Origin of the sequence: Novosphingobium fluoreni (genome assembly GCF_014196615.1) — a bacterium.
Taxonomy (GTDB): Bacteria; Pseudomonadota; Alphaproteobacteria; order Sphingomonadales; family Sphingomonadaceae; genus Novosphingobium; species Novosphingobium fluoreni.
Genome location: NZ_JACIDY010000002.1, coordinates 508,792 through 534,133, shown reverse-complemented (window position 1 = coordinate 534,133; position 25,342 = coordinate 508,792). Strand labels below are relative to the sequence as shown.

Here is a 25,342-nt window from a genome sequence, read left to right as displayed (position 1 = left end):
CTTTAAACCGCTGAACGATCAGGTGATGCGCCGCTTGTCCAGCTTTCGGGCCAGCGTCCGGCGGTGCATCCCCAATCGTCGCGCGGCTTCGGAAATGTTGAAGTCACACTCTTTCAGCGTGGCGTGGATATATTCCCACTCCACCGTCTTGATCGAGCTTTTGCGTCCATCCAGCGGCACCGTGGCATCGCCTTGCAATCGGCCGAAAGCTTCTTCGATATCGTCGGTGTTCGCCGGTTTGGCCAGGTAATGCGCCGCGCCCAGCTTGATGGCCTCCACCGCCGTGGCGATGCTGGCAAAGCCCGTCAGCACGACGATGCGCGTCAAGGGATCGCGCGCGTGGATCATCTCCACGCAAGTCAGCCCTGAAGACGTGCCCAGCTTCAGGTCGACCACGGCATATTCGAACTCCTGCTCGGCCAGCAGCGCCGTCAGCTGATCGGGGCTGGCGGCATGGCGCACGCTGTAGCCGCGCCGCTCGAACGATCGCGCCAGCGTGCGGGCAAACGCCGGATCATCCTCCACGATGACGAGGCTGGGAGCATCGGCGGGGTCGTTTTCAGGGCTGCTCATGATACCATCCGGGGTTGGTAGGCCAGCGAAGCGAGCGGCAGGGACATGCGCACTTGCGCGCCGCCTTCCGGCAGGTTCCCCACTTCCACCTTGCCACCCAGCTTGCGCAGCACGTTGACCACCAGGAACAGGCCAAGCCCTCCGCCCGGTCGGCCCTTGGTGGAGGAATAGGGGCGACCGAACGCCTCCAGCATCTCGGGCGCGAAGCCGGGGCCGCGATCGCGCACTTCGATCACCGCCTGCTCCCTTTCGATCGAGGCCACCAACAGCACGAAATGGGGCGAAACCTCCAGCGCGTTATCGATGACGTTGCCGATCACCTGACGCAGCGCCGCATCGGACACGATAGTCGGATCACTCTCGCCGATGCGATCGTCCAGCATCACGATGCCGCCTGTCCGGCCAGACCATTCGCCGGCGATCGCCTGCGCGAAGGCATGCAGCGAGGTGACCTCCGGGCTTTCCCCTCGCGCTTCGCCGGCGGATTGGAGGATGCCGGTTACGATCGTCTTGCAGCGCTGAAGCTGGGCATCCATCTCTTCCACTTCAGCGGCGAAATCGGGAATGGCGGCCAGCGCTGGATGTTGCCGCCAGTCCCCCAGCAGCACGGAGATCGTGGAAAGCGGCGTCCCCAGTTCATGCGCCGCACCGGACGCGAGCAGGCCCATGCGCACGATGTGATGCTCTTCCGCCGCCTGCTGGCGCAGCGCCGCCAGCGCCAGGTCGCTCTGGCGGCGATTGCGATCGATGCGGATGACGAAGAACACCAGCAGCACCGCAATCAGCAGAAAGCAGATCAGGCTTCCCGCCAAGTAAAGCTGCATCGGCGTCTGCGCGAACGACGCGGGGAGATCGAGCGGGCGATAGTCGAAAGTCAGCCCCGCCACCGCCGCGGCTGACATCGCGGCGACGATCCAGCTCCAGCCGGGCGGCAGCAGGATAGCCCCGATCACGATCTGGAGAAGGAACAGGAACGCGAAGGGATTGGTCGTGCCGCCGCTGAAATACAACTGCCAGGTAAGCGAGCCGACATCCAACATCAGCGCGGCCAGCAACTCGAGGTGGCTGTATCCGCCGCGCTGGCGGCCGATGATGATCGTCGCCCAGTTGATCAGGGCCAGCAGCACCGGCACGGCGATCAGATGGGCGAGCGGCAGGCGCACGCCCAGCAATTCCACCGTGGCCCAGATCGTCACCAACTGGCCGATCACCGCCATCCAGCGCAATTGCAGCAGCAGCGCCATGTTGCGCGCGCTGCCCGGCGGATACCCGGCTGACGATGGCAGCGCCGTCATCGCAGCTTGCGCCATAACACCACCGCCGTTCCGATGGAGAGCAGCGCCATCGCCGCCCACGTCAGCGCGTAGGACAAGTGATTGTTGGGGAAGTTGATCACGGTCAGCCCCGGCACTGGCCCGCCCGCCGCGCTGGGCGTCTCCTGCGAAGCGTCGACAAAATAGCGCGCATCCGCCGCCATGCCATGCCGCGCCGCGATCTGCGCCACGTCGCGCGAATACCAGCGGTTCTCCTGCGGGCGGTTGGCACGCAGGAAACCGCCGCCCGGCTGCGTCAGGCGCAGCAGGCCGATCACGGATACAGGCCCCTGCGGCGTCCGGGCGCGGACCGCCTCGATCCGGGTGCCCATTGGCACGAAGCCGCGGTTGACGTAGGTCGCCGGTCCCCGCCCCGCTCCGTCAACCCGCATCGGGGTCATCACCCAATATCCGGAGCCTAGCGTGGAAACGCCGGTCACCAGCGCCGAACCTTGCGGCAGATAATGGCCGCGCAGCCCGACGCGGCGATACTCCAGTTGATCTAGCGCACCCGTCGGCAATTGCGCCACCGGCAGCGGTGCGGCCTTCGTGCCCGCCTCCACACGCGCGATCAGCGCTTCCTTCCAATGCAGCCGCTCCACCTGCCAGACCGACAACGCGGCGAACACAGCCGCCAGCACCAGCAGGGTCAGGCACAAGACAACAGGGCGCTTCGCCCTCACCTCGGTCACGGCATCTCCGACATCTCATGCGACATGGGCATCATGTTCGCATTGAGATGATGCATGACCCAGAGCGAACCGGAAAGAACGATCACGATCAGCACGATCGTGAACAGCAAGGCCAGCATGTTCCACCCGCCCTCGGACTTGGTGTTCATGTGCAGGAAGAAGATCATGTGCACCACGATCTGCACCACCGCCGCCCCGACGACGAGCATGCCGGTCAGGCCCTTGTCCGCCACCGCGCCGGTCATCACCAGGGCGAACGGGATCGCCGTCAGCACCACCGACAGCAGGAAGCCGATGACATAGCCCCTCAACGAGCCGTGATCCTCGCCACTTGCATGGCTATCATGAGCCGCACTCATCGCAGCACTCCCAGCAGATAGACGAAGGTGAAGACGCCGATCCAGATGACGTCCAGGAAGTGCCAGAACAGGCTGAGGCACATCAATCGCCGCTGATTAGCCGCGACCAGGCCGCGTTTCCCCACTTGCACCAGCAGCACGCCAAGCCAGATCAGGCCGAAGGTGACGTGAAGGCCATGGGTACCGACCAGTGTGAAGAAGGCGGACAGGAAAGCGCTGCGCTGCGGCGTCGCGCCTTCGTGGATCAGGTGGGCGAACTCATAGAACTCGATCGAGAGGAACGCCGCGCCGAACAGCGCGGTCACAACCAGCCAGCCCTGCACGCCCCGCACATGCCCGCGCTGCATCGCCAGCATCGCAAAGCCATAAGTGATGGACGAGAACAACAGCATCGAAGTGTTGAGCGCCACCAGCGGCAGGTCGAACAAATCCCTCGGCCCCGGCCCCGCCGCGTAATTGCCGCCCAGCACGCCGAATGCCGCGAACAGCATGGCGAAGATCAGGCAGTCGCTCATCAGGTAGATCCAGAAGCCCAGCATGGTGCTGCCGCCTTCGGGATGGTCGTGCTCGTCCAGATCGTACCAGCGCGCCAGGTTCGCCGGGGCCCGGTTCGTCGGGGCCGGAGTGGTTACGGAAGCGCTCATGCTGCACCTGTGGCTAGGGCGAGTTGCTGGCCGCGCGCCCGCTCCGTTTCGACCACATGGTCTGCCGGGATGTGGAAATCGCGCTTGGAATTGAACGTGTGGACGATGGCCGTGGCCAGCACCGCGGCAAAGCTGACGGCGGCGAGCCACCAGATGTGCCAGATCAGTGCGAAGCCGCAGATGCCGCTCAGGCCCGCCAGCACCACGCCCGCACCGGTGTTGCGCGGCATGTGGATCGGGCGGAAGCCCTCCTCCGGCCGGCCCACCCCGGCGCGCTTCATGTCCGCCCAGGCATCCAGATCGTGGACGATCGGCGTGAACGCGAAGTTGTATTCAGGCGGGGGCGAACTGGTGGACCATTCCAGCGTCCGCCCGTTCCACGGGTCGCCGGTCAGGTCGCGGTTCTGGTCGCGGCGGATGATCGAGACGGCGTATTGCAGCAGCATCGTGGCGATGCCGCAGGCGATCAGCGCCGCGCCGATGCCGGCGATGACGAACCAGATCTGCAACGAAGGATCGTCGAACACCCGCATCCGGCGCGTCACGCCCATCAGGCCCATCGCGTACAGCGGCGTGAACGCCATCCAGAAGCCCACCACCCAGCACCAGAAGCTGACCTTGCCCCAGAACGGCTCCAGCTTGAAGCCGAACGCCTTGGGCCACCAGTAATTGATCGCGGCGAACACGCCGAACACCACGCCGCCGATGATCACGTTGTGGAAATGCGCGATCAGGAACAGCGAGTTGTGCAGCACGAAGTCCGCCGGGGGCACGGCCAGCAGCACGCCGGTCATCCCGCCGATCGTAAAGGTCAGCATGAAGGCCAGCGTCCACATCATCGGCAAGTCGAAGCGGATGCGTGCGCGGTACATCGTGAACAGCCAGTTGAACAGCTTCGCGCCCGTCGGGATGGAGATGACCATCGTGGTGATCCCGAAGAAGCTGTTGACGCTGGCGCCCGATCCCATGGTGAAGAAGTGGTGCAGCCACACGACGTAGGACAGGATGGTAATGACCACCGTGGCATAGACCATCGAGGAATAGCCGAAGAGCTTCTTGCCGCAGAACGTAGCCGTCACTTCCGAGAACACGCCGAATACCGGCAGCACCAGGATGTAGACTTCCGGGTGACCCCAGATCCAGATCAGGTTCACGTACATCATCGGCGATCCGCCGAAATCGTTGGTGAAGAAATTGGTGCCGACGTACCGGTCCAGCGTCAGCAGGGCCAGGACGGCGGTCAACACCGGAAACGACGCCACGATCAGCACGTTGGTGCACAGCGACGTCCAGGTGAAGATCGGCATCTTCATCATATTCATGCCGGGCGCGCGCAGCTTCAGGATCGTGGCGATCAGGTTGATGCCCGATAGCGTCGTGCCCACGCCCGCGATCTGCAAGGCCCAGATGTAATAATCCACGCCGACGCCGGGGCTGTAGGACAGTCCTGACAGAGGCGGATAAGCCAGCCACCCGGTCTGCGCGAATTCTCCCACGAACAGCGATGCCATGACCAGCGCCGCGCCCACAGTCGTCATCCAGAAGCTGAAGTTGTTGAGGAACGGGAACGACACATCGCGCGCGCCGATCTGCAGCGGCACCACGTAGTTCATCAGGCCGGTCACGAACGGCATCGCCACGAAGAATATCATGATCACGCCATGCGCGGTGAAGACCTGATCGTAGTGGTGCGCGGTCAGGTACCCTTCCGACCCGTTGAAGGCGATCGCCTGCTGGATGCGCATCATCACCGCATCGGCAAAGCCGCGCAGGAACATCACCAGGCCCAGGACCATGTACATGATCCCGATCTTCTTGTGGTCCACGCTGGTGAACCATTCGCGCCATAGATAGCCCCATACCTTGAAGTAGGTCAGCGCCCCCACCAGTGCGGTGCCGCCCAGCGCGACGGCGGCGAAAGTGGCGACGAGGATCGGCTCGTGCAGCGGCAGCGCGTCGAGGGACAGCTTGCCAAGGAGGAAGGACCAATGCTGGTCTGGCGCGGTCATGATCGGGGTTCCGGACATCAGAAGGCGGTGGGTTCGGTGGTGGGGGCGGGCACGCTCAGGCCGGGTGGCGCAGCGCCCGGGCTACCCGGGATCGGCAGCCCCGCGCCTTGCAGGATCGAGGTGTCGGCGGGGGCCTGCGTCTCCATCCCGGCGGCGGACATCGGGCGGTTGTTGGTGCAATAGGCCTTGATAAACACCTGGTCCGCCTGGGTCAGGCCGCCGGGCGTCACCGCGCTTACTTCCTCATGGCCGAACTTGTCATAGCTGAGCGCGGCCAGGTTCCAGCGGCCGGCGTTACCCATGCCGCCCCTGGCATCCAGCGCCATCATCTGGCTCATGCACATCTTGCCGGGGCGAACGCACAAGTTCACCACCGCGTCGAACAAATCGGGCGTCACACTGGCGTAGTGGCGGATCGGTTCCTTCTCGCTCGGCTTTTCCAGCGTGAGATAGGCCGTGCGATCCAGCGAGGCTGCACCTTTGCGCACCGCCGCGGCCCAGCGATCGAACCCGGCCTCATCCATGCCCCGTATCGCAAAGCGCATGTGCGAAAACCCCGCGCCGCTGTAGTTCGCCGAAAATCCCTCGTAACGGCCCGGCTGATTCAGCACCGCGTGCAGCTTCGTCTCCATGCCGGGCATCGCATAGATCTGTCCGGCCAGAGCGGGCGCATAGAATGAGTTCATCACCGCGGAAGACGTGATGCGAAAGCGCAATGGCCGATCGGTCGGCACCACCAGTTCGTTTACCGTGGCGATGCCCTGCTGGGGATAGATGAACAGCCACTTCCAGTTGAGCGCCACAACCTGCACGTCCAGCGGCTGCGCCGTCGCCGGCACGGGCCGCGCGTGGCCGATGCGATTGATCGTGCGGTACGGGTCCAGCATGTGCGTCGCCACCCAGGTCAGTGCGCCCAGGGCGATGATGATCAGCAGCGGCGCGGACCAGATCACCAGCTCCAGCTGCGTGGAGTGCGACCATTCCGGCTCGTACTGCGCCTCGGTATTGGCGGCGCGATACTTCCAGGCGAAGAACACCGTCAGCCCCATCACCGGCACGATGATCAGCAGCATCAGCCAAGTGGAAATGACCACCAGATCCGCCTGTTGGCGCGCCACGTCTCCGGCGGGGTTCAGCACGATCCAGTCGCATCCCCCCAGCAGCGCCGTCAGCGGCAGCAGCGCCATCGCCGCCCACCGACGGCGCGCGGGGCGATCGAGCGAAGCGGGTTCGATGGTCAGGTCGGCACACGAGGGGCGATCATTACGCATGCCGGGCCAAATAGACCCGGCGGGCCGGCCAACCGATTGGACATTTTGTCCAATCCCCCTGATCGCGATCCAGGCCGATAGAGACATCATGACCGGTACCCCCGCGCGGGCGCCCACGGAGATTCGCATCGATATGTCAGCCGCCGTCCTGGATGCACCCGAAGCCGAAGGGCACGATGTCTCGCCCGCAGAGATCGCCATCGGCGTAATCATCGGCAGAACGTCGGAGTTCTTCGACTTTTTCGTCTATGCCATCGCTTCGGTGCTGGTGTTTCCGGGGTTTTTCTTCCCCTTCGTCGACCCGCTGACCGGCACGCTCTATTCGTTCATGGTCTTCGCGCTGGCATTCCTGGCGCGCCCGGTCGGCTCCATCGCCTTCATGGGGATCGACCGTGCCTATGGCCGCGCCGCGAAGCTGACGATCGCGCTGTTTCTGCTGGGCGGATCGACCGCCGCGATCGCCTTTCTGCCCGGCTATCGAGATGTCGGCCCCGCCGCCATCGCCCTCCTCGCGCTGTTCCGCATGGGACAGGGTTTTGCCTTGGGCGGCACCTGGGACGGTCTGGCCTCGCTGCTGGCGCTCAACGCCCCGGCGGACCGGCGCGGCTGGTACGCGATGATCCCGCAGCTGGGCGCGCCGCTGGGCCTCATCGTCGCCAGCCTGCTGTTCGCCTTCTTCACGTCCACCCTGCCGGCCACGGATTTCCTCAGCTGGGGCTGGCGCTTTCCTTTCTTCGTTGCCTTCGCGATCAACGTTGTCGCGCTGTTCGCGCGCTTGCGGCTGGTGGTGACGCCCGAATTCCAGCGCCTTTATAAAACCCGCGACCTGCAGCCTGAGAAGATCGCCCGCACCCTGCAGCGCGAATGGCGCACCATCGTGATCGGCGCGCTGGCTCCGCTGGCCAGCTTCGCGCTGTTTCACATGGTCACGGTGTTTCCGCTTTCCTGGGTGTTCCTGTTTACCCGCGAAGCTCCGACCCGCTTCCTGGTGATCGAAGCGGTGGCGGCGGGCCTGGGCGTGCTGGCGATGATCCTATCGGGCAGACTGGCGGACCGCTTCGGCCGCCGCACACTGCTGGGCGTATCCGCCGCCATCATCGCAGTGTTCAGCGGCTTTGCGCCCCAGCTGCTATCGCTGGGCGAAGGCGGCGAGATCGTGTTCATGGCCACCGGCTTCGTGCTGCTGGGCATCGCCTTCGGACAATCTTCCGGCGCGGTATCCGCCAACTTCGCTTCGCAGCATCGCTATACCGGCTCTGCCATCACCAGCGACTTGGCATGGCTGTTCGGTGCCGGCTTTGCCCCGCTGGTGGCGCTGTGGCTTTCGGCGCACTACGGCCTGCTGGCCTCGGGCGGCTATCTGCTGTCTGGCGCAGTGGCCACCCTGGTGGCGCTGTGGCTGAACAGCGAACTGGCCCGGGGCGACTAAGCCCTTTAGCTGTGCGGCGTGTCAGTATTGGCCAGCACCGCACCCGCTCCTGCGCGCAATCCACCACCCAGGGCGGCGTAGAGCGCGACGGTGTCGGTCAGCCGCGCCGCCTTTGCAGCCACGTACTGCACGCGCGCGGTCTGCGCGGTGGCGGTGGCGTTCAGCACCTGCAGCGTGCCCACACTGCCCAGGCTGAGCTGGCGACGCACGAAAGTCAGGCTCTGGCTTGCCGCCTGATCCCCCCGCGCCGCCACGTCCAGCGCAGTCGTGTCGGTGGAGAGAGCGGTGAGCGAATTGCTGACATCGGCAAATGCCTGCAGCGCGGTGCCCTTGTACTGCGCCTTGGCTGCCTCCAGCGCATCCCTGGCGGCCTGCTCCTGCTTCTTAAGCGTACCGCCGTGGAAGATTGGGCCGACGATGCCGCCGATCAATTGCCAGAACGGGTTGCCGCTGGCGAACATCTTGCCGAAATCCTCGGCGATGCCGCCAGCATTGGCCGTCAGATTGATCTGCGGCAACCGCGCGGCGATCGCCACTTTCACATCGGCTGCGGCGCCTTCCAGCGCGGCTGCCGATGCGGCGACATCTGGCCGGGCGGCCAGCAGATCGGCGGGCAGCGCCACCGGCACTTGTGCCGGCAGGGTCAAGGCATCGAGCGGGGGCATTGGCCCGATGGCTTGACCTGGCGCGCCCTCCAGCGGAGCGTTGGGGGCCTCCGCGAGAAGAACGGAAAGAGCGGAAAGATTGGCCTGCCGCTGGCGTAGGAGCGGGGGCAACTGGCCCTCGATCGCGGCCAGCGCGGCGGACTGTGCGGCAACGTCGGACAAGCCGACCGCGCCCAGCCGCTGGCGCGTCTGCAACAGCGTCAGAACCTGGCGATTGTTCTCCACCGCCTGGCCGGTCGCGGCGATCTCTGCGTCGAGCGCGGCGTTCTGGATCACCGCCAAAGCGGCATTGGCGGCCACCATGTTTCGCACCCCGTCCGCTTGCGCGGCAGCGACCGCCGCCTGCGCCCTCGCGGAACGGACCCGCGCCGCAGTGCCCCCGAACAAGTCCGGTGAATAGCTGACGCTGACTTGCGCGGTGTGCAGCGAAAATACTTGCGGATCGGGATTGCTGAGCGGCGTGGAAAGCGTGCGGGACAATCGCTGGCGCTCGCTGGTCAGCCCCGCGTCGACTTGCGGAAACAATCCGCCTCGCGCTGCGCCGACCAGCGCCTGGGCCTGCGCGAGCCGGGCCTGCGCCGCCTTGATATCGGTGTTGGCGGCCAGCGCGCGATCGACCAGCGCGTCCAGCGCCGGACTGCCGAAGCCGTGCCACCAGCCGGGCGCCAGCGCCATGCCTGGCTGGACTGTCTGCGGCAACGCCATCGCCGGCACCACGGGGGCACCCGGCACTGGCGGCAGCGCCGATCCTGAAACCGCGGGCGGCATCGGCACGTCCACTGTGCTGCTCACCGGCTGACGCTCTTTCGCCGCCGCCATGCTCGACAAGGCGAGCGCACCCATCGCGGCGCCGTGCGCCAGGACGGTCAGGGACTTGCGGATCATGCCGGTTCTCCATCATCCAGCGCGGGCAGCGTCGTGGTTTCCGTTTCGTCGGGCTCAGCCAGCCTGCGCTTGCCGGCAACGCGGCTGGAGTAGCGGCTTATAAGCAGCGGCAGCACCAGCAGGATCAGCAGCGGGGCCATGGTCATGCCGCCCACCACCACCAGCGCCAGCGGCTTTTGAACCTGGCTGCCGATGCCGGTTGCGACCGCGGCTGGAGCCAGGCCGATCGCCGCGACCAGGCAGGTCATCAGCACCGGACGCAGCGAGTTGGTGGTCGCATGGCGCAGCGCGTCGACCCGGCTCTTGCCCTCGTCCATCGCCTGGTTGAAGCTGGTGACCAGAAGAATGCCGTCCATCACCGCGATGCCGAACAGCGCCACAAAGCCGATCGCCGCCGAGATCGAGAACGCCGTTCCCGTCAGCATCAGCCCCAGCACACCGCCCACCACCGCCATCGGGATCACCGAGAACGCCAGCAGCGCATCGCGAATCGAGCGGAAGTTCACGTAGAGCAGCCCAAGCATCAGCATCAGGCTGAGCGGAACCACGATCTCAAGCCGGGCGACGGCGTTCTTCAAGTTGCTCATCTCGCCCGCCCACTCCAGGCTGTAGCCCGGTGGAAGGGTGACGTTCTGGGCGATCCGCTGCTGCGCCTCGGCCACCGCGCTGCCCAGGTCTCGATCGCGGACCGAGAACTTGATCGGGATGTAGCGCTGCTGATGCTCGCGATAGATGAAGCTTGCGCCCGTCGTCAGGTGGATGTCCGCCAGTTCGGAAAGCGGCACGCTGATCGCGGTGCCGTCCGGCGTTGTGGCGCCCACGGTGATCCGCTTCACCGTTTCCAGACTGTCACGCTGGCCGGGTTGCAGGCGCACCACGATCGGGAAGTGGCGATCGGTATGCGGCTCGTACAGGTCGCCCGGGGAGGTACCGCCGATAGCGGCCGCCACCGTCTGATTCACATCGTCTACCGAGAGACCGTACCGCGCCGCCTTTTCGCGATCGACATCGATGCGCACCGTGGGCTGGCCTAGCGACTGGAAGATGCCGAGGTCCGTGATGCCGCGCACCTTGGCCATCTGGTCGCGCATCTGGTTCGCGATCTTTTCCAGCGTCACCAGGTCCGGCCCGAACAGCTTGACAGAGTTCGCGCCTTTCACACCCGACGCCGCTTCCTCGACGTTATCCTCGATGATCTGCGAGAACGAGAAGTCTACGCCGGGATACTTGGCTTGCAACTTGGCGGACAGTTCGGAAACCAGATTCTCCTTGTCCATGCCTTTGGGCCATTCGTCGAACGGCTTCAGCGGTACGAAGTATTCGATGTTGAAAAATCCGGTTGCGTCCGTGCCGTCGTCCGGGCGGCCATGCGCGGAAAGCACTGCCGTGACTTCCGGATACTTCAGGATGTCACGCCGGATCGCACGCGCCGTTGGCTCGCCTGCATCCAGCGAGATCGCCGCGGGCAGAGACGCGCGGATATACATGTTGCCCTCTTCCAGGTGCGGAAGGAACTCCACACCCAGGCTGCGCACGCCGATGAACGCACCGATCACCATCACCGCGCCCGCGCCGATCGCCAGCACCTGATTGCGGAAGCAGAAGGCGGCGGCAGGTTCATACAGGCGGCGTATGCGCGAGACGAGCCAGGTCTCGGCTTCGTCCAGTTTGTCGGGCAGCATCATCGAGGACAGCACCGGCGCCACCGTGAACGTCGCCAGCAGACCGCCGATGATCGCATAGGCGTACGTCTTGGCCATCGGACCAAAGATGTGGCCTTCCACGCCTGTCAGCGTGAACAGCGGCAGGAAGCTGGTGATGATGATCGCGGCGGCGAAGAAGATGCCGCGGCTCACTTCGCTGCTGGCCCCCAGCACAGCGCCGATGCGGCTGGCCATGGTGTAGCGGCCGCCCTCATGCGTTTCCACGTGATGCGATCGCTCTGCCATGTGTCTGAATATATTTTCCACCATGATGACGGTGGCATCCACGACAAGGCCGAAGTCCAGCGCGCCCACCGATAGCAGGTTGGCGCTTTCGCCCTGCAACGTCAGGATCAGCACCGCGAAGGCGAGCGCGAAGGGGATGGTGGCGGCCACGATCAGGGCGCTGCGCAGATTGCCCAAGAACGCCCACTGCAGGAAGAAGATCAGCAGCACGCCGGCGATCAGGTTTTCCATCACGGTGTGCGTGGTGACGCCGATCAGGTCGGAGCGATCGTAGATGCGCTCCAGATGGACGCCGGGAGGCAGGATGCCGCTGGAATTGATATTCTCGATCTCGGCCTTGACCGCCTGGATCGTGGGCATCGATTGCGAGCCGCGACGCATCAGGACGATGCCCTCGACGACATCGTCATCCTTGTTCAGCCCGGCGATGCCGTTGCGCGGCATGTTGCCGATCTTCACCGTCGCGACATCGCGCACCAGCACCGCAGCCGAACCGTCCCGGCCGACCGGGGTCGTCTCCAGCGATTCGACCGATTGGATCAGGCCGATGCCGCGCACGATCGCGCTTTGCGCGCCGAAGTTGATGGTCTGGCCGCCGACGTTGGCATTGGCTTTGCCCAGCGCCTCGATCACCGCGCCTACGGTGAGGTGATGGGCCTGCAGGCGATCGTTATCGACCACCACGTCATAGCTGCGCAGCTTGCCGCCCCAGCCGGTTACGTCCGCCACGCCGGGAATGGCGCGGAAGCGGCGTTGCAGCACCCAGTCCTGCAGCGTCTTCAGATCCTCAACCGAGTATCCCTTTGGCGCGGCAATGCGATAGCGATAGATCTCACCGACCGGGCTGGTGGGCGAAATCGTGGGCGCGGCCCCGCCGGGCAGCGGCGGCAACTGCGCCAGGCGATTGATCACCTGCTGCTGCGCCTGCTGATAGTCGAAGTCGTACGTGAACTGCATCTTCACATCGGACAGGCCGAACAGCGAGATCGCGCGGATCGCCGTCATGTGCGGCAAGCCGGACATCTGCACTTCGATCGGAATGGTAATGTTACGCTCGATCTCCTCGGCCGAAAGGCCCGAAGATTGCGTGACGACTTCCACCATCGGCGGAACCGGGTCGGGATAGGCCTCGATATTGAGGTTGTAGAACGCGATCCCACCAGCGATGAGCATCACCACGAAGAACGCGACGACGGTCATACGCTGAGCCAGCGCATGGCGAACCAGATTGATCATCAGTCCAGTCCTGCTTCGTTCACGAAGATCGCGCCTTGCGTCACCACCTTCTCACCGGGACGCAGGCCACCCAGGATCGTCACGCGGCCGTCGTGGCTCTCGCCGGTCGCCACGTCGCGAACCTTTACGCGGCCCTTGCCTTGCCACACCCAGACGCGCGCGGTGTCGCCTTCATGTATCACGGCTTCGGTCGGCAGGCTTAGCGCGCGCGGCGCGGCGGCCAGGGACTGCACCTCGCGATCGGGGGTTTCGATCGTGAAGTTCGCGAACATCTGCGGCTTCAGCGCACCATCGGGATTGGCGATCGTGGCGCGCACTTGCAGGCGATGCGAAACCGGATCGATCTGCGCGCCGACATTGTTAATCACCGCATCAAACTTGCGGCCCGGATATGCGGTAGCGGTCACCACTACGCGGTCGCCGATATGCACACGCGAAGCGTCGCTTTCTGCGACTTGCGCCACCAGCCACACGCGGGACAAGTCGGCGATCAGAAATGCGGGGGCAGCGCCGGCTCCGGCACCGGCTCCCCCTGACACGTACTGCCCTTGCGAAATGGCGCGGGTCACCACGATCCCGCTGATCGGTGCGCGCATCACCGCTTCTCCACCGCCGCCACCGCTGGCCCCAAACACCGAAAGCTTGGCGCGCGCCGCCGTCATCGCTGCGTTGGCAATGCCAAGCTGCGACTGCGCCGCCACCAGATCGCTGCGCGCTTGTTGCAGGTCCTTCAGCGCGCCGCCTGCCGTGCGGTAGATTTCCTCGGCGCGTGCGGTGTTCTCACTGGCGACGCGCACTTGCGCCAGAGCGCTGGAACGCTGCGCCGCGGCAGCGGCCAGCGCATCGCGCGCGTCGGCGATGTCGGTCGTCCGCACCGACAGCAGCGGCGTACCCGCCGTAACGCGATCGCCGTTCTGCACGAACACGCGCTGCACTTGTCCCGAATAGGGCAGGAACACGGGGGTCGAACGCGTCTCATCCACCGCGATCTGCCCGCTGGCTCCCGTGCGCGCATAGCCATCGTCCGCCCCGGCCGTCTCCAGCTTCAGGCTGGAGACCTGCCCCTGGGTCAGTTGCACGATCCCCGGCGGCAGCGGCACGGGCGGCGGTGGCGGCTGATTCAACCACGAATGGATCGCGCTGACACTCACCACCACCAGCGCCACCGCGGCGACGGATATGGCGAGTATCCGAATCTGCTTGGACCGGGACATCTCAGGCACAGCGTGGTCAAAGTTCATCGCAAGGCATCTTTTCTGCGAGTTCGAAGGGACGAATCATGCCGCCAGCCCGTTTCGGACGTGCGACGATCGGAGGATGCAATGGCCCGGCACCCTCGCTGAGCCGCTGTCTGTCATGTTAAATTTCCGTAATGCAGCACGCGAATGTTACAGACGCGAGCACACTCTTCGCTTCGGAGATGGCAGGTAGACCGTCATCTCCGGACGATAGGGCTTATCGTGTTTCGATTTGTTCTCGCGTGCCCTTAGGGCTTGGCTTTACGCGGCGACCGAAGCCCGGCCCAACGCCGCGTAATGATGGAACAGCGCGGCAAAATGCTGCTCATGGCTCATCAATGATGATGACGTCCGCGTCCAATTTTCGGCGCTTTCGCAAAAGCTGCGCACGGCCTGCGACGCGGCGAAGCGGTTAGCGGCGCGATACGTCAGACCACCGCCGCCACCGGCGTGCTCCGCCGCGCCGCCCGCATCAGGTACGATCACCGGGGTGCCGCTGGCCCGCGCCTCTGCCCCGACGAGGCAGAAGGTCTCCGCCTCGCACCCATGGATCACCGCATCCGCACTGGCGAGGATCGCGGCGAACGCCTCCCGATTGCGCTGCGGAGCGAACAAGCGAATATGGGGATTGCCCGCGATAGCGCGCAGCACCGAGGCTTTCTCACGCCCGTCACCGAACAGCGCCAGGCCCACCGGGGTATGCCGGCTTGCCGCGGCGACGGCCTCCACCACCATCGGCCAGCGCTTTTCAGGGGCGAGCCTCCCGGCCCCCACCAAGAGCACGGCATCAGACGACAGGCCGCATTGCGCCAGCAGCAGGTTGCGCACCGCCGGGTCGCGCCGCTCGGGCGAAAACACCCCGGTCTCGACGCCTAACGGCAGCACCTTCACGCTGGAAACGCCGCCTTCCGCCATCCGCCGTCCCAGATCGCGATTGGCGCAGATCATGGTGGCGAAAACGCCGTTCAGCGATCGCAAGTGGTTCCAATACCGCGCGAAGCTGCGATCGATATTGGGGCGAGACAGGATCGGCCCGAACCAACGATAGGCATAGGCCGATAGCGGATCGGCATGCATCACCAGGCTGCGCGGCGCAGTGCCCCGCCAGCGGCCGACCATCGAAGCGCTGCGCCAGGGCGACGATGCCTCCACGAAGTCTGGGCGCAGCTGCGTCAGCGCATCGTGCAACGCGGGCTCATCGTTGAAGTACCAATAGTTGCGATCCAGCGGAAAACGCGGCGCGGGCAGCATCACGATCCGTGCACCGGGACCACGCTCGATCACCTCGGCCCGGTCACCGGGCGCAAGGATCGTGATGTCATGCCCCAGCTTTGGCGCGATCCGCAGTTTCTGCTCGGCATAAGTGCGCACACCGCCACCATGCGGCGTGTAGAACGCGCAGACGTCCACGATTTTCATGTCGGTAGCTTCCCGCCTTAGGATTGAGGGCGTTGCTTCAGCGGAGCGACGCCAAGGCCGCTACGGTAATTGAGCACGATGGTGACAGGCGTCAGCCCACCGCCCGCCCGCGTCACCACGCTGGCGGCGTCGGGCTTGCCCCAGCCCAGCCGGGGATTGGCAGAAAAGCCGATGCCGTCCACCGTCCACTTGAACTTGCGGTCCATATCCCGGTCATGCAGCAGGGACAGCGCATAAGGTCCGGGTTGCGGCACCCGGATGCACATTCGCACCGGATCGCCCGTCGGCACAATTTCCTCCACCCGGCGGAAGACCTTGCCGGTTTCCAGCAAGACATTGTCGTCCGCCAGGAAGTCTTGCCGAGTGGCGGGATAGACTTCCAGCTTCAACCGTCCGACGCGGTCTTTCAGCCCTGAGACCGTGACGAGAAAGGCGGGGCCGCTCTCATCAGCGCGGCACTTGCCCTCGGCCTTGCCCAGATCGGGTGAGCTGGGCATCGCCACCGCAACCGTCGGCGCCGCAAGGCTAATGGCGAGCGGAAGAAATGCCGCGCGCATCAACGCTCCTCCTCCACCCGCAGCAGATCGTTGATCACCAAACCCGTGCCGACCGCCAGGTGGACCAGCAGGATCGCCGAGGCCATCATCGTCATCAGCGCGGCGATGTCCGTCTCGCGGCCCAGCGTGAACACGGCGACTCCGGCGAACACGATGTCCTTGTTGGGCACGAACGGCAGGCGCGAGATCAGCAGGCGAAGCGTCGCCAGGAACATCCACCAGGTCAGTGGCACGTTGGGCAGCACCATGTGCCACAGCAGCGCAGAAAGCCCCGTCATCAGCATGATGCGCGCCAAGTGGACCAAGGCGATGAAACTCAATTCCTCGCGCTCCAAAGAGAACAGGCGGCGGCGAAACGCCATCATCGCCATCGAAGTCAGCAGCACCAGGCTGAGCGATAGCACCACCGACCCGTTCTCCAGCCCCAGCGGCGTCGAGCGGATGAACGGCCAAGTGCAGATCAGCAGCGCCAGCGTCACCCCGTTGCCGACCATGGCGGACAGGATCGAGACGTCCTTGATCGCGGCAAAAGGCGCGGCGATCATCCGCGTCTTGCGGCGCGCCCAAGCATAGAAATAGGCCTCGCCCAGATACCCCAGCAGCAGTTCGTTACAGACCAGCTTGCGCAGCAGCGCGGTCATGCAGCCGGCGGGCAGATCCCACAGGCGGCGGTAGATCACCCATTCGCTTGCGGGCCCGGTCATGTAGAAAACCGCGAAGATCACCCAGAACGCGGGCGAACGCGGGACCATCGATGCGATCTGGCGGATGTTGATGCCACGCAATTCCAGCACGATGCCCAGCGCGATCAGCGCGGAGAAGGCCAGCGGCAACATGGCCACACCCTTTATCCGGGACGCTGTATCTTGAGCGCGCAACTTCAGCGTTGGAACCTCACGAGGTTCCAGAGTAATGGTGTTGTTCAAGAGGAGGCCCTTCTGGCTGTCTTCGCCGAACTTAGACTCCGCGAATATGGCACTTCCGCATTGTCGAGGGCGTGAAGACCGACAAATCGTTACGAGCAATGTCGATCGCCTCGCGCATGATGGCGATATACTTGTCTCGCGACTCTTCGATGACGAAATCGGCGGCGTAACTGCGCGTGTCACGCGTGGCGATTGGAAGTGAGAGCGCGTCCGTCATCCAGCGGGCCAGACCATCGACATCGCCCACCGGCACCAGCACGCCGCGCCCGGCCAGCAATTCGCGCATGCTGGCCGAACAGTCTGTAGAGATCACCGGCAGACCCGCCGCGATCGCCTCGATCACCACGGCGGGAACGCCCTCGTAATCCGAGCTTAGAACCATGCAGTCGGCCCGCGCCAGATAGGGATCGGGATCTGCGACATGGCCGATCAAACGCACTTGCCGCTCGATGCCATAGTGAACGGCCTGCGCCTCCAGCTTGGTGCGTTGCGGGCCGTCCCCCACGATCGTCAGCGTATCACCAGAGCGGGCGCCGCGTGCGAAAGCCTCCAGCAGCAGCGCGAAGTTCTTTTGCGGCACCAGCCGCCCCACGGCCACGAAGCGCACGTCCATGCTCCGCGCCTCGCTTCGCGGGATGGCCATCAGCGTCCGCAATCGCCGCGTGGTGAGCGCCGGGTCCGGCACCACGGCCGTGCGGTGGGGGCCGACCGCCATGTGGTGCATGATCTCGGCCCGGCCAGGCGCGGCGATCGCGACGAAACGGTCGAACATCAGGCCCTGCACGCGCAGCCACGTATGATAAGCGGCGCGGCGTAACTTCGGCTTGTCCCGCCGTTCCAGATCGTTGCTGACCTTGACCACGATCGGTGGACACTGCGGCCCGTAGAACAGCCGCGCCACGGCGCACACCACCGCGTAAGTATTGCCCGCGCAGAAAATCACGTCCGGCCGATGGCGGCGTAAATAGAGCAGCAGGCACCACGTCAGCCACAGCGATTCAAACGGCCCGGTCCGCATCCGGGTATGGCGCCGTTCGTAATGCAGCCGGGGCGCGTTGGCGCGATCGGCGCCCTCGTCCCGCCCCAGCAGAACCACCACCTTGTGCCCGGCCTCATGCCAGCTTCGCGCCAGATTGAGGCCGACCCGCTCCACGCCGCCCGGCTCGAAGCTGTGGATCGGCATCAGGATCGATAAGGGCTGTTCCATGCCCGACAGACTCCGCACGCAAGCCCGACCCGCATCGGGCGTATCGTGAGTGGCCTCTAAATCAAATTCAAGTCAGCATAGCGACTAACGGCGCGCCGCGTCGCAAAGGCGGTGACGGTGCGTTCGATGCTGCGCAGCAGACTGTCCTTGGTCACATCGCCGGGGTGGACGGCGATGCGTACGGTCTGCAAGCCATGCAGCGCCTGGCGCGCCAACGCCGCGAAGGCGAGCGAGGACGCGGTACGTGCGGTGCTGCGGCTGGCCCAGGTGATCACCGGCCCGCGCGCCAGCGGTCGATCCTCCGCCCCCGGTTGCCACACGCGCATGTGATCTTCCGCCAGGGCAAAGCCACAGTCGACCAACGCCTCTTTCGCACCGTCGGAATAGAGCCAGGCCGGGGCGATGAAGCCGGCGGCGGGGCGGCCGGTGATATCCTCCACCAGCGCCTTCCCATCACGCATGCGGCGCGCCGCCTCCGTGCGAGACAGGCTGAGGAACTCCCCCTCCCCCGCCGTCATGTGCTTGGCCTTCAAGGCGGCTGTTCCGCTAAGGCCCAGGCGGTCGGCCGCGCTGTCCTTGTGAGTCCAGCCGTGGACGAACATTTCCACGCCTGCATCGGCCCAGCCGCGCAAGCGGGCCTGGAACGCGGGTGCGGCGCCGACCGGCGCACGGCTCCAATGGTCTGGCACCACTAGCATCGCCAGGCGCGGGCCACCGGCCAGACCGGAAAGCAGGTCCGCCAGCCGATCCACCTCGCTTTCGAAGCAGGGGGCGACGTCGTGCACGGAAAGCAGCAGTCGTTTCATCAGGCGGGTCCTGCGATCAAAAAGTAGCGTCGATCCCGAACCGGACCGAACGCGGACGCAGCGGCGTGGTCTGCGTGCCACCCGCCAGGGAGAAGGGATTGCCAAAGGCGAAGGTGTTGGCCCGGGAATCGAACAAGTTGCTGAAATCCAGCGAGAAGCCAAGATTGCCCAGCGCCAGCCGGCCGCCGATGGAGGCATCGTAGAACCCGCCTTGCGGCAAGTCGAAAGGTTCACGCACGGCCAATCGCGAGTTCCCGTTGTACCGCACCGCCGCATCCAGCCACAGATGTGCCCGGCCAAGGTCGTGGTCATACGTGGCGGCCAGGCGCCAACCGGCGTCGGCGATATTAGGCAAGTCGCGATTGCGCACGCTGGCGTAATCGGGCGCAAGCTCTGACAAGTTGCTGGCCGTCACGAAGCCCGACGCGTCGATCGACACGTTCGGTCGCGGCTTCCACGCCAGTTGCGCGGACAGCGTGTGGACGGTCCCCGAACCGATGTTCGCCGTGTAGGGCAACCCTTGCAGATTGACGAGATCAGCCTGGATATCGTCCCACGACGCGTTCGCTCCAACTATGGAGCCGGTTAACCGGGACCCCGGACGGACGCCAAAGCGCATGCCCAGTTCCACCGTGCTGATGTGATCGCGCTCAAACCGCTCCGCCGCCAATCGGCCGCCAAGACCGGAAATCTGCAAGGCTCCCGGGCGGTATCCCTCTTGATAGCGGGCGTAGATCAGCCAGTTGTTACGTCGCCAGGACACCGCGGCACTGGGCAACCCCCGGAACTGGGTGCGACGCGATTCCGAATTGCGATCTTCCGCGCCCGCAAGCTTGCTGACTTGGCGCACATAACTCAGGCGGCCACCCAGTGTGACGTCAAGATGCCGGAACAGCGGCCAAGTGCCCTCGCCGAACAAGGCGGTGTCGACAGTATCGTTGGTGACGCTGGCCAGCATCTGCGGCCGGTCCACAAGGCCCAGCTCGCGCGAGGATCGATCCTGGTTGAACAGCGCGCTCACCCCTACGATCCATCGCCCGCGACCGTTGAACTGGCCAGACGCGCGGGTTTCATGCGCCAGCAGGCTGATGTCGTTCAGTTCGCTGTAAATGCGCGGCGCGCTGACGCCGGGAATGCGCGTGGCATCGAACGTTGTGTCATAATTCTGGCGCGCATAGCTGGTGGAGGAAACCAGTTCCGTCGCACCGGCAGCATGCTTTATGGCGAAGTTGACCATGCGGTAATCGTTGTCGAACGGCTGGGCGATCGCGGATGCGCGCGAAAGGGTACCGATCGCAGTATCCGCATATTGCCCATCGCGAGAGGAGATATTCTGGCTGACCAATCCCAGGTCGATCGTCCAGTCAGAAGCCGGCTTCCAGCGCAGCCCGGCCCTGACGCCGGTTATCCGATTGCGGTTGATGTTGGACAGTCGGCGCAACGTATCGTCGATATAGCCGCCTTCCTGTGATCCATAAGCCACCACCCGCGCTGCCAGCCGGTCGCTGACGATCGGCAGGTTCGCCACCGCCGAAGCATCGAAGCCCGGAGCGCCATGCTGCGTGAGGCGGAGCCCAGCGGAGACCGCGCCAGATGCGCTTTCCAGATCGGGGGCACGCGGCACCAGTTGGATGATCCCGCCCAGCGTGCCCGCGCCATATAGCGTGCCTTGCGGACCTTCGAGCACCTCCACCCGCTCGATATCGTAGAGCAGCAGGTTGGGATCGGGCGCGCTGTAGATCAGCCGCGCATCGCCCAGATACTGGCTGATCGTGGCCTGGCTTTCACCATTGAAGCTGGAATCGGCGATGCCGCGGATGAACACCTTGTTGCGTCCGGGGCCCAGGTTGGTGGACGCCAGGCCCGGCACGTGATTCAGCACGGCGCTGGTACCATCGGCCCCGCCCCGCGCGGTGTCGGCCGGAGTCAGTTGCAGGATCGATATGCTGGCCGGATAGTCCGCCAGCGTGGCGCGCTGCTTGGTGCCGATCACGACGATGTCGGGCGCGCTCACCATCGGCGGCGGCTTAGAAGGCGCAGGGGCGACTGGGCGCACCGCCGGTCTGGGCGGCGGGGTAGAAATCCTGCCGATGCGTACTGTAGTGGGATCAACAAAGGTGAACGTCAGGCCGCTGCCCTTGAGTAGCCGCCGAAGCGCATCGGAGATCTCGTAGCGTCCCTTCAGCCCGCCCGTGCGCTGCGATATTTTCAGCGCATCGCTGATGGAGATCGAGACGCCTGCCTGCTGGGCATAGACCAACAGCGCGCCGGACAGCGAGCCCGCGGGGATGGAGAACTGGCGAACGCTGCGCGCTTGCGCGGGAGTTGCGATGAGTGCGCCGAGCGCCATTACACAACTTACGGCTGCCGCGATGTCACCTCGATATCGACCAGCCATCGGACGTCTTGGAAACCTTCAGCCTCAGCAGTTGGGCTACGCGTTGCCGCAGCGTGTCTCCATCGCCGTCGAGCTGAATCACGCCAGAGAAGGTCTCTTGCGCCAAGTTAGGCGCAAGCTCAACCGCAATACCGCGCGCCCGCGCCAGATCGCCCGCTACCTCAACCAGAGGTGCGCCTTCGTAGACCAGCCGCCCGTTGGTCCAGCTACCGATCGCCTCGGGCGGACAAGTGCCTTCGACGACGTTCGCGCCGCTGGCCTGCAGGGTATCGCCCGCATCCAATCGCATCCGGACTTGTCCGTCCTCGTAGCGAACCGCGCCTTCGGCCACTTCGACCTTCAGGGATTGCGGGCTCTTCTTCACGTTGAAGACGGTGCCGACATCGACAATCTTCTGGTCCGCCACCGTCAGCTCGAAGGGATCGGCAGCATCATGGTGGACCGAAAACTTCGCCTCGCCCGATTTCAATTCGGCGAAGCGCGGGTCCTGCCTGTCCAACATGATCTCGGTCGAGCCATTCAGGGCGATGCGGGTGCCGTCCGCCAGCGCCAGGGTGCGCGTCTCGCCCGGGGCCGTGCGCACTTCGTACGTCTGGTTCATCGCGCCAAAGCCGACCCATGAACCGATCGCAACCAGCGCGACCGTGGCCGCCATTGCCATCAGCCTGCCAGGCCGCCGCTGCACAGGGGCTGAGTCAGGCTCGTCGTTCGCGGACCAGGCGGCAGGCCAGGAAACGGGATGCGTAGCCACCGACGGGGCAGGAGCAGCAAGCTCCCCCAGCCCCGCATCGGCATCGCTCACCGCCTCATAGGCGCTATTGTGGGCAGCGTCCGCTTCCAACCAGGACACGAAGCCGTCCCATTCGTCGAAGCCATCTTCAGTAAGGCGCAAGTGCCAGGCGATCGCCTGCTCGTGGACGAGATCGTCAGTCAACCGCATCTCCGATCCCTCCCTTGCTTGAAGCCGGCGCAAGGCCGCCCTGTTCCTGTCTGTTCCGAATGACCAGAACGGCTTTGTAAGCGCGCTGCAGATGCTTTTCGACCGCGCTGAGGCTGATGCCCAGTTCCAGCGCGATCGCCTTTTGCGAATGCCCTTCGACGCGATACTGGCGAAATACGAAGGCCGTCCGCTCGGGCAGATCAGCCAGTTGCGCTTCCACCCGCTCCAGTTCGTCACGTCCGGCGAGCGCGGTTTCGGGATCGGGCGCAGCGTCCGCATCATCGCCGAAGCGGCGCTCTCCGATCCATTCGGCATCGCGGGCCTGCCGCCGCATCTCGGTGCGGCGGCGCGTGTGCGCCATGTTGTTGAGTATCTGAAAGAGATACGCCTTGGGTGTGCGGATCGGTCCAGTGGTAGTCGTGGCGATCTTTATGAACAGCTCTTGCAGCAGGTCCTCGGCATCCGCCTCGCTGCAACCACGCGCGCGCAGGAACCGCCGCAGTTCTGGCCGCATCGCCAGGCTGAGCTGTTGAAGGCCGGACTGGGCCGGCATATCCTGACCATGAGACGTCATCGTCGGCGACCCATGCCGTGTCGCGCCCGGGACGACAAGTGCCGGTGACCCGGCCGGGGAGCCACGCACGCTCAAGCGGCCAGCCCCACATCGGCGGATGACGTGCGCAAGCCGCTGTCAGCTATGTCATGCAAGGCCAGGCTGCGCTCCATCACCGTTTCCATCCCACGTCCGCGCAATAAGCCACGGACATCACTGTGACGCCGCCGCTTGTCACCACCCGCACATCAAACTTTCACATGCGGCTTTTATCGGGGCGCGGCGTCGAAGCAGGTGGGTGCTTTGCTGCGGGGATATCGGGAGTTGCACATGTCTGGTGCGCGTTGGCTGATGGCGGCTGCGTTTCTGGCGGTTCTGGGGGGCAACATCGCCGGGCCCGCTCCGGCGGAGGTGTCGATCCCACGCGGCGCGATACCCCAGGCGATCCCCGGCGCGCTTTCGGTGATGACGTACAACGTCGCCGGCCTGCCCTTCCCCGTGGCGTTAAATCGCACAAGCTCCTTGCAAGAGATCGGCCTGCGCCTCGCCAACCTGCGCGAACAGGGAACGCAGCCGCACGTGGTGCTGCTGCAAGAAGCTTTCACCCCCGAGGCCAAGTCCATCGCGACCCTGGCTGGATATCGCTATGTCGCCTTCGGCCCGGCGGCGGCGGACGCGAACGAGACCGATCGCACCGCGATGCCCGGCGTGTTCCGCAGCGCCGCCAGCTTTATCAAGGGGGAGACCATCGGCAAGTGGCAGGACAGCGGCCTGGTCGTCCTGTCGGACTTTCCGATCGTGCGCACCGCCAAGATGGCCTTCGCGCCCGACGCCTGCGCCGGGTATGATTGCCTTGCCGCCAAGGGCGTGCTGGTCACGTGGATCAGGGTGCCCGGCGCGTCAAAGCCGGTCGCGATCGCGAACACGCACCTTAACTCACGCAAGGCGACCGGCGTCTCCATCGCCCGCGCGGACATGGCCTATGCCGAACAATGCCGCGAAGTCCGGGCTTTCCTGGGCCGCGTGGTCAACCGCGACACGGCTCTGGTGTTCGGGGGAGACTTCAACATCGGCCACTTCGCCAATCGGATCGCGCTGACCACGGGTCCTGCTCCGCTGGTGCCGGGCGGCCAGGAAGTCATCGCGCAGGAAACGGGCGCCGCCCCGCCCCGACCCGTTAACGCCGACCTCAAGTCAGTGATCAAACGCGGCAAGGACAAACAGTTCTTTCGCGCGGCTTCGGGAACCTCGCTCACGCTGACGGACGTGCGCGTGCCGTTCGGTATCGCGGCGGGCGGCTTCAAGCTGTCAGATCACCTGGGCTACGTGGCGGATTATCGTGTCGAGCCGATCCAATAGAGCCGGCAAGCCATCACATGTGAAATGTGAGCGTGGCCGGCCCCTGCCCGCCATTGTCGAGCCGTGATCGAGCAGGAATACCTTGCGGCGAGCCAGATTGCCGGAGCGAAAAACCATGCCGATGAAGTTCTTCTACGCGCCGGGTGCATGTCCGGTGGCCTCGCACATCACGCTCGAAGAGTGCGGCGCGCAATACGAAGGCATCGCCGTCAATGTCCTGAAGGGTGATACCAGCACGCCCGAATTCCTGGCGATCAGTCCGCGCGGGTTCGTCCCCGTTCTTGTGACCGATGAAGGTCCCATCACCGAGAATGTGGCGATCATGGCCTATCTCGCGCAGACATTCCCCGAAGCCGGTCTGCTGCCGGCGCAAACGCCATTTGGGCTGGCGACGGTGAATGCGTTCAACAGCTTCCTGGCGACTACCATCCACATCACCTTGCGCCACTTTTCCCGGCCCCGCATGTTCGCCGATGGCGAAGTCGCCCACGCAGCACTCCGCGCCAAGGTGCCCGAGATGCTGAATTACTATTTCGGCAAGGTGGAGGACATCCTGAAGGACGGTCGCCCCTTCGTGCATGGCGACCGGTATACCACGTCGGACCCATACCTCTTCATCTACAGCTCGTATCTCCACTGGCCGACCGATCGGTGCGACATGAGCGCTATCCCGCATGTCCTCGCCCATCGCGAGCGGGTTCTGGCACGCCCGGCCACGCAGCGCGTTCTGGCCCTGGAGGGAATTCCGGACCCCGCCCTGCTGGGAGGGGAAAAGAGCCAGATCGTCCTGGACGCGCCCGGTGTCATGCCGGCCAGAGCCGATGGAGGCACCTCCGCCCTGCTCTAGAGCCGCCTCGAAGCACGTACTGGCCATAGTGGCATCCTGGGACTATGGGGGCCGGTGAATCTCCACT

21 protein-coding genes are annotated in these 25,342 nt (G+C 65.0%); 3 read left to right on the top strand and 18 right to left on the bottom strand.

The genetic code is table 11. From position 1 onward, the window contains the following. Positions 1-18 precede the first annotated feature (18 nt). From GGR39_RS06280 to cyoA, 7 genes are read right to left on the bottom strand one after another with little or no spacing between them, the layout of a single operon-like run. Positions 19-573: a response regulator transcription factor gene (locus GGR39_RS06280; RefSeq protein ID WP_183616322.1), complete on the bottom strand. Its 555-nt coding sequence runs from the start codon at positions 571-573 to the stop codon at positions 19-21. Further along, on the bottom strand, positions 570-1,883 hold the full coding sequence (locus GGR39_RS06275) for an ATP-binding protein (protein ID WP_221225974.1): 1,314 nt from the start codon (positions 1,881-1,883) through the stop codon (positions 570-572). The genes GGR39_RS06280 and GGR39_RS06275 overlap by 4 nt, the downstream gene beginning before the upstream one ends. After that, positions 1,865-2,578: an SURF1 family protein gene (locus GGR39_RS06270; protein WP_343055797.1), complete on the bottom strand. Its 714-nt coding sequence runs from the start codon at positions 2,576-2,578 to the stop codon at positions 1,865-1,867. The genes GGR39_RS06275 and GGR39_RS06270 overlap by 19 nt, the downstream gene beginning before the upstream one ends. After that, positions 2,575-2,937 (bottom strand): cytochrome o ubiquinol oxidase subunit IV, encoded by a 363-nt coding sequence (gene cyoD, locus GGR39_RS06265; RefSeq protein WP_183616321.1) that lies wholly within the window; start codon positions 2,935-2,937, stop codon positions 2,575-2,577. The genes GGR39_RS06270 and cyoD overlap by 4 nt, the downstream gene beginning before the upstream one ends. After that, complete coding sequence (gene cyoC / locus GGR39_RS06260; protein ID WP_183616320.1) at positions 2,934-3,581, bottom strand: cytochrome o ubiquinol oxidase subunit III; 648 nt, start codon at positions 3,579-3,581, stop codon at positions 2,934-2,936. Before cyoC ends, cyoD begins: the two co-directional genes overlap by 4 nt. Further along, a complete protein-coding gene (gene cyoB / locus GGR39_RS06255; protein ID WP_183616319.1) occupies positions 3,578-5,590 on the bottom strand; it encodes a cytochrome o ubiquinol oxidase subunit I in 2,013 nt (670 codons plus the stop codon). The genes cyoC and cyoB overlap by 4 nt, the downstream gene beginning before the upstream one ends. A 17-nt stretch (positions 5,591-5,607) precedes the next feature. Continuing rightward, positions 5,608-6,861: a ubiquinol oxidase subunit II gene (gene cyoA / locus GGR39_RS06250; protein WP_183616318.1), complete on the bottom strand. Its 1,254-nt coding sequence runs from the start codon at positions 6,859-6,861 to the stop codon at positions 5,608-5,610. A 133-nt stretch (positions 6,862-6,994) separates the two neighbouring features. Here cyoA and GGR39_RS06245 point away from each other — a divergent pair, with 133 nt between their 5' ends. Beyond that, positions 6,995-8,290 (top strand): MFS transporter, encoded by a 1,296-nt coding sequence (locus GGR39_RS06245; protein ID WP_183616519.1) that lies wholly within the window; start codon positions 6,995-6,997, stop codon positions 8,288-8,290. Positions 8,291-8,295: 5 nt separating this feature from the next. Here GGR39_RS06245 and GGR39_RS06240 read toward each other — a convergent pair whose 3' ends face one another. The 11 genes from GGR39_RS06240 to GGR39_RS06190 all read right to left on the bottom strand — a co-directional run bounded on the left by GGR39_RS06240 (position 8,296) and on the right by GGR39_RS06190 (position 23,090). Continuing rightward, complete coding sequence (locus GGR39_RS06240; protein WP_246388370.1) at positions 8,296-9,840, bottom strand: efflux transporter outer membrane subunit; 1,545 nt, start codon at positions 9,838-9,840, stop codon at positions 8,296-8,298. Beyond that, positions 9,837-13,025, bottom strand: coding sequence for an efflux RND transporter permease subunit (locus GGR39_RS06235; protein WP_183616317.1), 3,189 nt, complete (start codon positions 13,023-13,025; stop codon positions 9,837-9,839). The genes GGR39_RS06240 and GGR39_RS06235 overlap by 4 nt, the downstream gene beginning before the upstream one ends. Beyond that, on the bottom strand, positions 13,025-14,266 hold the full coding sequence (locus GGR39_RS06230) for an efflux RND transporter periplasmic adaptor subunit (protein ID WP_183616316.1): 1,242 nt from the start codon (positions 14,264-14,266) through the stop codon (positions 13,025-13,027). The genes GGR39_RS06235 and GGR39_RS06230 overlap by 1 nt, the downstream gene beginning before the upstream one ends. 258 nt (positions 14,267-14,524) lie before the next feature. Continuing rightward, entirely contained in the window at positions 14,525-15,682 is a 1,158-nt protein-coding gene (locus tag GGR39_RS06225) for a glycosyltransferase (RefSeq protein WP_183616315.1), read from the bottom strand. 17 nt (positions 15,683-15,699) lie between these two features. Further along, the gene (locus GGR39_RS06220; protein ID WP_183616313.1) at positions 15,700-16,239 is read right to left on the bottom strand and encodes a DUF2141 domain-containing protein; all 540 of its coding nucleotides are present in this window, start codon (positions 16,237-16,239) and stop codon (positions 15,700-15,702) included. Then, positions 16,239-17,075, bottom strand: a complete 837-nt coding sequence (locus GGR39_RS06215) for a hypothetical protein (protein WP_183616312.1) — start codon at positions 17,073-17,075, stop codon at positions 16,239-16,241. Before GGR39_RS06215 ends, GGR39_RS06220 begins: the two co-directional genes overlap by 1 nt. Before the next feature lie 121 nt (positions 17,076-17,196). Then, on the bottom strand, positions 17,197-18,372 hold the full coding sequence (locus tag GGR39_RS06210) for a glycosyltransferase (protein ID WP_183616311.1): 1,176 nt from the start codon (positions 18,370-18,372) through the stop codon (positions 17,197-17,199). Positions 18,373-18,428: 56 nt separating this feature from the next. Further along, the gene (locus tag GGR39_RS06205; protein WP_183616310.1) at positions 18,429-19,178 is read right to left on the bottom strand and encodes a DUF2334 domain-containing protein; all 750 of its coding nucleotides are present in this window, start codon (positions 19,176-19,178) and stop codon (positions 18,429-18,431) included. A 16-nt stretch (positions 19,179-19,194) separates the two neighbouring features. Beyond that, positions 19,195-21,528, bottom strand: coding sequence for a TonB-dependent receptor (locus GGR39_RS06200; RefSeq protein ID WP_183616309.1), 2,334 nt, complete (start codon positions 21,526-21,528; stop codon positions 19,195-19,197). A gap of 25 nt (positions 21,529-21,553) precedes the next feature. After that, complete coding sequence (locus GGR39_RS06195; protein WP_183616308.1) at positions 21,554-22,516, bottom strand: FecR family protein; 963 nt, start codon at positions 22,514-22,516, stop codon at positions 21,554-21,556. After that, on the bottom strand, positions 22,503-23,090 hold the full coding sequence (locus GGR39_RS06190) for an RNA polymerase sigma factor (RefSeq protein ID WP_183616307.1): 588 nt from the start codon (positions 23,088-23,090) through the stop codon (positions 22,503-22,505). Before GGR39_RS06190 ends, GGR39_RS06195 begins: the two co-directional genes overlap by 14 nt. Before the next feature lie 309 nt (positions 23,091-23,399). Here GGR39_RS06190 and GGR39_RS06185 point away from each other — a divergent pair, with 309 nt between their 5' ends. Together GGR39_RS06185 and GGR39_RS06180 are read left to right on the top strand one after the other, a co-directional pair. After that, positions 23,400-24,428 (top strand): endonuclease/exonuclease/phosphatase family protein, encoded by a 1,029-nt coding sequence (locus GGR39_RS06185; protein WP_183616306.1) that lies wholly within the window; start codon positions 23,400-23,402, stop codon positions 24,426-24,428. 115 nt (positions 24,429-24,543) lie between these two features. Then, complete coding sequence (locus GGR39_RS06180; RefSeq protein WP_183616305.1) at positions 24,544-25,275, top strand: glutathione S-transferase family protein; 732 nt, start codon at positions 24,544-24,546, stop codon at positions 25,273-25,275. Positions 25,276-25,342 lie beyond the last annotated feature (67 nt).